A 6616-nucleotide genomic window follows, 5' to 3' on the forward strand; every position below is an offset into this window, starting at 1 on the left:
GTTCACCGGAAACGAGGTGTGCGATCGGGGCCCAGGGAGCGCCGGACGGCGCGATCCCGTCCGCCGCTCAGGGGACGCGCACGTCGTGTTCGAGCGTCCCGACGCCCTCTATCTCCACCTCGACGGTGTCGCCGTCGGAGAGCGCGCCGACGCCCTCCGGCGTGCCCGTCGCGATGACGTCGCCGGCCTCCAGCGTGAGGTACGTCGTGATCTCTTCGATCAGGGTCGGCACGTCGAAGATGAGGTGCTCGCGGTCGCTCGACTGCTTCGTCTCGCCGTTCACTCGGAGCTCGACGCCGGCGTCCGCGGGGACCTCCTCGGGCGTCGCCATCACCGGACCGAGCGGCGCGGCGTTGTCGAACGCCTTCCCGCGCACCCAGTTCTGCTCGCGGTTCTGGTCGTCGCGGTTCGACACGTCGTTCATGCAGGTGAACCCCGCGACGACGTCCATCGCGTCGTCAGCGTCGACGGCCTTGCACTGCTCGCCGATCACGACCGCCAGCTCGGCCTCCCAGTCGATCCGGTCTTTCCCCTCGGGGACGGTGACCGTGTCGCCGTGGCTCGCCAGCGCGTTCGGCGGCTTGAGAAAGAGGAGCGGGCGATCCGGCACGTCGTTGCCGAGCTCGGCCGCGTGGTCGGCGTAGTTGCGCCCGATACAGACGATCTTCGTCGGGTCGGTCGGCGGGAGCACGTCGATCGCGGGGTCGTCGAGCGCGTACTCGTCGCCGCCGAAGGCGACGGCGTCGCTCTCGGGATCGTAGGTGCCTTCGCGGATCGATCCGGCCGGGTCGCGGAACCGTGCGCGGTGCATGTGCGGCGTGGGGCGACGCGGATAAAAAGCGTTCCCGGTCGACGCAAGGCGGCCGACCGCACACCTATTTGTGGAGGCCGGCCCGCCGTCCGGTATGGCCGACGACACAGCCGACGGAGAAATCGACGCGGAAGCGCGCGACTACGACGACGTCCGGTACGCGGTGAGCGAGGGGGTCGCGACGGTCACCATCGACCGCCCGGACGTGTACAACGCCTTCACCCGGACCACGGTCCTCGAACTCAACGACGCGGTGCGGCGGGCCGAGCGCGACGACGGCGTGTACGCGACGGTCCTCACGGGCGCTGGCGACGGGTTCTGCGCCGGGGCGGACACGACGGAGATGCCCGACTGGGACGATCAGTACCCGGAGGAGTACGGGGCGTTCCTCTGGCTCATCCAGCAGCTCGTCTGGCGGCTCCGGACGGCCGCGACGCCCTCGGTCGCCGCGGTGAATGGCCCGGCGATCGGCGCCGGCTGCGACTTCGCGCTCGCCTGCGACCTGCGCACGATCGCCGACGACGCGGTCATGCGCGAGGGGTTCGTCAACGTCGGGCTCGTCCCCGGCGACGGCGGCGGGTGGCTCCTTCCCCGGCTGATCGGCGAGTCGAAGGCCCGCGAGTACCTGCTGACCGGCCGGGACATCACTCCAGAGGACGCCGTCGACATCGGGCTCGCTACGGAGCGGGCCGAGGACGCTCTCGCGGCCGCCACCGCGCTCGCCGAGGAGATCCGGGACAAGCCGAGGACCGCCGTCCGGCACACGAACCGGCTGATCGATCCACAACAGAGCTTCGACGAGTACTGTCGGAAGGCGGCCGAGTACCAGTGGGACTGCGTCATCGACCCCGAACACGAGGAGGCGGTCGCGGCGTTCAACGAGAAGCGCGAGCCCGATTACGGCCGGTCGTACGACGAGTAGCGAGGGCGGACGCAAGCGTCTGGGAGGTGACTCGCCGCGCTACCGCACGAAGACCGGCAGCGGGCCGACCGGCGCTACCGCGCCGAGACCGGCGGCACGCCGTCCTCCTTCAGCGCCCGAGCGATGGTGTTCAGCTGCATCTCGTCCGTGCCGGCCGCGATACGGCGGCTCCGCGCGAAGCGGTAGAGGTACTCCAGCGGGTGGCCCCGCTGGTAGGCGCGGGCGCCGACGATCTGGACCGCCTCGCTCGCGACCTGCTCGACCATCTGCGAGCAGTGGAGCTTCGCGGTCGATGTCTGGAGCCGCGGCGGGGCGGGGTCGTGGCCCTGCGCGCCGGCGGCCGACATATACACCAGCGACGCCGCGGTCTCGACGTTCCGGTACATCTCCGCGAGCCGCCACTCGATCCCCTGGAACTCGTCGAGCGGCTGATCGAACTGCTCGCGGTCGGTCGCGTACGCCAGCGCCTGCTCCAGCGCGGCCTCCGCCCACGCGACCGTGAGCACCGAGCTGCCGAGCCGCTCCCAGTTGAGCGAGACCAGCTGCTGTTTGAACGCCTCCGTCCCCCGAGTCAGGACGTGCGTCTCGGGGATCACGACGTCGTCGATCGTGAAGTGCGTCTGCGCGTACCCGGCCATGTTCGTGTACACCTCCTCGATCTCGACGCCGGGGTCGTCGTAGGGAATCACGACCGACCCGAGCCCCTCGGGGAACCTGACCCAGGCGACCGCCGCGTCGCCGAAGGGGACGCCGCCGACCCAGGTCTTCTCGCCGTTACACACGAGCTTCCCGTCCTCCTCAGTCACCTCGGTCGACATCGACCCCACGTCCGAGCCGGCGTCGGGCTCCGAGATGGCGATGGAGACGAAGCTCTCGCCGGCGGTGACGGCGGGGAGGTACTCTTCCTTGACCGCGTCGGACCCGAAGAGGTCGATCGCCCGCGGTCCGACCATCCCCTGCATGTAGGTGAACCACCCCGTGTCGGGACACTCTCGCCCGACCGCCTGTGTGAGGAGCATCGCCGCCACGTCGGAGCGGCCCTGCCCGCCGTACTCCTCGGAGATGGACGGGCAGTAGAGGTCCGCCTCGGCGAGCCGCCGGAGGTTCTCCCACGGCACGTCGCCCCCCCAGGTGTAGGCGTCCTCGGCGAACTCCGCGGCGACCGCTTCGGCCTGCTCGGCGAACTCGCGCTGCGCCGCTGTTAGCGCCTGCATGGGCGTTGTTGTCGGGCAGACGCTGATAAGCGGTCTGGTCCGTCCCCCCTCGACCGGTACGCCGTCCGCGTCAACCGTCGCGGGCGCGGTCGGTCGCCGCCCCCGAGCCGTCGCCATCGGCGTCGTCAGTCGATCCGACGGTCTCCCAGTCGCCAGTCGATCCCCCGGCCTCGACGCGATCCGTCGGCTCGACGCTCTCGGCGCGGCCGTCCGCCGCTCCCTCCGACCCGCCGAACAGCTCCTCGCGGGCGCAGTCCTCGCAGTAGCGGTTTCACTCGATCGCGTGCGTCCGGACCGGCACGCCAGCCGCGACCGTCTCGTCGCGGCGGCGGCGGACGACCCCGCGCCCGAAGGACTCGCCGCAGACGACGCACGGGGACTCTGTGCGCTCCGTCGCTCGGATCACCCGGTGGTCGACGGTCCGGATCCGACCGAACCGGGAGAGCCCGTGTCGCCGGCGCAGACGTCGCTCCGCGGGCGGCGTCAGCGCGAGGCCGACGAGCGCGAACGCGGCGCCGAACGCCGCGCCGGGGAGCGCTCCCTGTCTCGCTGAGACGACGGCGATCCCGAGCCCGATCAGCAGGAGGATGCCGCCCAAGAGGTACCCGGAGAGGGCCACGAGCGGGTCGTCGTTCCCGTCTGGTGCGGGGAGTTCGCCGTCCGGAATCGGGCCGTCGGAGACGCTAAGCCGCCGCGTTTCGGCCAGCTCGGAGTAGTGGTACCAGCCGTACAGCAGGTTCCCGACGCCGCCTGTCGTCAGGAGGAGGAGCACGTGGACGGGGATCGAGCCCACCCCCCTGTCGACGAGGACGACCCGATCGCCGCGGTCCTCGACGAGTTCCCAGCCGTCGTCGAGGTGGTCGCTCACCCGGGCGCGGAACGCGCGGCGCGCCTCGGTATCGACCGCATCGTCGGGTCGACGGGTCACGCGACCGCCTGCTCCGGGCCGCGCCGCCCCGCACTCGGCGCAGAACTCGTCGTCGGGCGCGAGCCGCTCGCCGCAGTCGGCGCAGTACGCGACGCCGCCGCCGGTCCGCACCTCGGCGCCGCAGCCGGGACAGAAGTTCGCGTCCGGCGGGAGGGTCCGGCCGCACTCGCGACACGCGTCGGTGGATGGGGGGCTCCCGGTCCGCTCGGAGGGCATGATCTACCGGTTGAGTCGGAGCGGTGTTAATTCCTCTCCCGACGCGTCACGGACCGACGGGACGAGGGCCCGGTCGAACGCGCGAGTCGCGACTCAAGAGTCCGACTCCCGTCCCCGAGAGCGGGTCCGCGGCGTCGACTTTTATTACTGTTCGCCGAGAGGATCCGGACGAACCATGGAACTCACCTGGCACGGCCACGCGACGTGGCACGTCGTCGTCGACGACACGGAGCTCCTGATCGATCCGTTCTTCGACAACCCGAAGACCGACGTCGATCCTGCGGAGCTCGATCCGGACTACCTACTCTTGACGCACGGCCACGGCGACCACGTCGCCGACGCCGCGGCGTTCCCCGACGCGACCGTGGTCGCCACGCCGGAGCTGACCGCGTACGTCCAGGAGGAGTTCGGTCTCGAACACTCGGTCGCGGCCGGCGGGATGAACATCGGCGGCACCGTCGAGTGCGGCGACGCGTGGGTGACGATGGTCCGCGCGGACCACTCGAACGGGATCGAGAACGACCCCGACTACTCCGCCGGGATGCCCGCCGGCTTCGTGGTCGGCGACAAGAAGCCGACCCAGGAGTCCGACCCCGACTGTACGACGTTCTACCACGCGGGCGACACGGGACTCATGTCCGAGATGGTCGACGTGATCGCGCCGTACCTCGAGCCCGACGCCGCCGCGCTTCCCGCGGGCGACCACTTCACGATGGGGCCCGCGGGCGCCGGCATCGCCGCCGACTGGGTGGGCGCCGACGTGGTGTTCCCGATGCATTACGACTCGTTCCCGCCGATCGAGATCGAGACGCGGGAGTTCGTCAACGAGGTGAAGGCCGCGGGTGCCGTCGCCGAGCCCGTCGTTCTCGACGGCGACGAGACGTACACGCTGGAGTAACGTCCGGCGACGGACGGATCCCCTGCCGGGCCGCCGCCGGTCACGAACCCGAATCTACGGCCGTATCCCTCTCTCGCACCGAGACCACCGAGTTAAGGCCACGTGCCCGCTGAACCGAGGCCGCCAGCCCGCGGAGCGTCTTCGGACCGACGCCGTGAGCCGATAAGATACTACTCAGTATAAAATAAATATTACTGGAGACGGCGTAGATTCCAGCAATCTCCGCCGACAGAAATTTATCTAATTTATTTAAATTAATAATAAATCAGAAGACTTCTAAATAAAAGATGAAAACGGACGGGTTGATACGTCATGTCAACCGCTGATATCCGGGCCGTGATCCGCGGGGACGCCGGTCGCTTCGTGTACGTCGTCTCCGCGCTCGCGGCGCTCAACGGGCTCCTCTTCGGGTTCGACACCGGGATCATCTCGGGCGCGATCCTCTTTATCGACACCGCGTTCGAGCTGAGCGCGCTGGTGGAAGGGATCGTCGTGAGCGGGGCGATGGTCGGCGCGGCGGCGGGCGCGGCGATCGGGGGGCGCATCTCCGATCGCATCGGTCGCAAGCGGTTCATCCTCCTCTCGGCCGGCGTCTTCTTCGCCGGCTCGTTCCTCATGGCCGTCGCGCCGACGGTCCCCGTCCTCGTCGCCGGCCGGATGATCGACGGCGTCGCCATCGGCTTCGCCTCGATCGTCGGCCCGCTGTACATCTCGGAGATCGCGCCGCCGTCGGTCCGAGGCGGACTCACGTCGTTGAATCAGCTGATGGTGACGGTCGGAATCCTCTCGTCGTACTTCGTCAACTACGCGTTCTCGGGCGCCGGCGCGTGGCGCCTGATGCTCGGCGCGGGGATGGTCCCCGCCGTCGTGCTCGCCGTCGGGATGGTCCGGATGCCCGAGAGCCCGCGCTGGCTCTACGAGCGGGGACGGACCGAGGAGGCGCGGGCGGTGCTCCGACGAACGCGCGACGGCGACATCGAAGACGAGCTCGCGGAGATCGAGGCGACCGTCGAGGCGCAGTCGGGCAACGGGATCCGCGATCTCCTCAGCCCGTGGATGCGCCCCGCACTGATCGTCGGACTCGGGCTCGCCGTCTTCCAGCAGATTACCGGTATTAACGCGGTGATGTACTACGCCCCGACGATCTTGGAGTCGACCGCGTTCGGGAGTTCGCAGTCCATCCTCGCGTCGGTGGCCATCGGGACCGTGAACGTGGTGATGACGGTCGTCGCGATCCTCCTCATCGACCGCGTCGGTCGCCGACCCCTGCTGCTCGTCGGTATCGGCGGCATGGTCGGGACCCTCGGCGTGGCCGGCGCGGTGTTCCAGTTCGCGGACCCGACCGGCGGGCTCGGCTGGTTGGCCACCCTGACGCTCGTGGCGTTCGTCGCTTTCTTCGCGATCGGGCTCGGACCGGTGTTCTGGCTCCTGATCTCCGAGATCTATCCGCTCGCCGTGCGGGGGAGCGCGATGGGGATCGTCACCGTCGTCAACTGGCTCGCGAACCTCGTGGTCGCGCTCTCGTTCCCCGTGCTGCTCGACGGGATCGGCACGCCCGCGACGTTCTGGCTGTTCGGCGGCTGCAGCGTCGTCGCGCTCGTCTTCACCTACCGGACGGTCCCGGAGA

At 69.6% G+C, this 6616-nt stretch carries 6 protein-coding genes; 3 read left to right on the plus strand and 3 right to left on the minus strand.

Going from position 1 to position 6616, the window contains the following annotated elements; all coding sequences use genetic code 11:
* Positions 1 to 67: 67 nt before the first annotated feature.
* Complete coding sequence (locus tag DJ73_RS09565) at positions 68 to 811, minus strand: fumarylacetoacetate hydrolase family protein (protein ID WP_094525562.1); 744 nt, start codon at positions 809 to 811, stop codon at positions 68 to 70.
* Between the two features lie 94 nt (positions 812 to 905).
* Here DJ73_RS09565 and DJ73_RS09570 point away from each other — a divergent pair, with 94 nt between their 5' ends.
* Positions 906 to 1733 carry an enoyl-CoA hydratase/isomerase family protein gene (locus DJ73_RS09570; protein ID WP_094525564.1) on the plus strand — a complete coding sequence of 276 codons (828 nt, stop codon included), beginning with the start codon at positions 906 to 908 and terminating at the stop codon, positions 1731 to 1733.
* 74 nt (positions 1734 to 1807) lie between these two features.
* Here DJ73_RS09570 and DJ73_RS09575 read toward each other — a convergent pair whose 3' ends face one another.
* Both DJ73_RS09575 and DJ73_RS09580 read right to left on the minus strand, forming a co-directional pair.
* Complete coding sequence (locus DJ73_RS09575; protein WP_094525566.1) at positions 1808 to 2947, minus strand: acyl-CoA dehydrogenase family protein; 1140 nt, start codon at positions 2945 to 2947, stop codon at positions 1808 to 1810.
* A 271-nt stretch (positions 2948 to 3218) separates the two neighbouring features.
* Entirely contained in the window at positions 3219 to 4091 is an 873-nt protein-coding gene (locus DJ73_RS09580) for a zinc ribbon domain-containing protein (RefSeq protein WP_254921626.1), read from the minus strand.
* Positions 4092 to 4266: 175 nt separating this feature from the next.
* Between DJ73_RS09580 and DJ73_RS09585 the strand changes: the two genes are divergently transcribed.
* On the plus strand, positions 4267 to 4989 hold the full coding sequence (locus tag DJ73_RS09585) for a metal-dependent hydrolase (RefSeq protein WP_094525568.1): 723 nt from the start codon (positions 4267 to 4269) through the stop codon (positions 4987 to 4989).
* Between the two features lie 312 nt (positions 4990 to 5301).
* Positions 5302 to 6616: sugar porter family MFS transporter (locus tag DJ73_RS09590; RefSeq protein ID WP_094557847.1), on the plus strand; the 1315-nt coding region annotated here is incomplete at its 3' end.

The sequence above is a fragment of the Halorubrum sp. Ea1 genome (assembly GCF_002252965.1).
Lineage (GTDB): Archaea > Halobacteriota > Halobacteria > Halobacteriales > Haloferacaceae > Halorubrum.

Excerpts from the sequence above, each read along its gene's own strand:
- DJ73_RS09570 (WP_094525564.1), top strand. The coding sequence starts at position 906 with ATGGCCGACGACACAGCCGACGGAGAAATCGACGCGGAAGCGCGCGAC.
- DJ73_RS09565 (WP_094525562.1), bottom strand. The coding sequence starts at position 811 with ATGCACCGCGCACGGTTCCGCGACCCGGCCGGATCGATCCGCGAAGGC.
- DJ73_RS09580 (WP_254921626.1), bottom strand. The coding sequence starts at position 4,091 with ATGCCCTCCGAGCGGACCGGGAGCCCCCCATCCACCGACGCGTGTCGC.
- DJ73_RS09575 (WP_094525566.1), bottom strand. The coding sequence starts at position 2,947 with ATGCAGGCGCTAACAGCGGCGCAGCGCGAGTTCGCCGAGCAGGCCGAA.
- DJ73_RS09585 (WP_094525568.1), top strand. The coding sequence starts at position 4,267 with ATGGAACTCACCTGGCACGGCCACGCGACGTGGCACGTCGTCGTCGAC.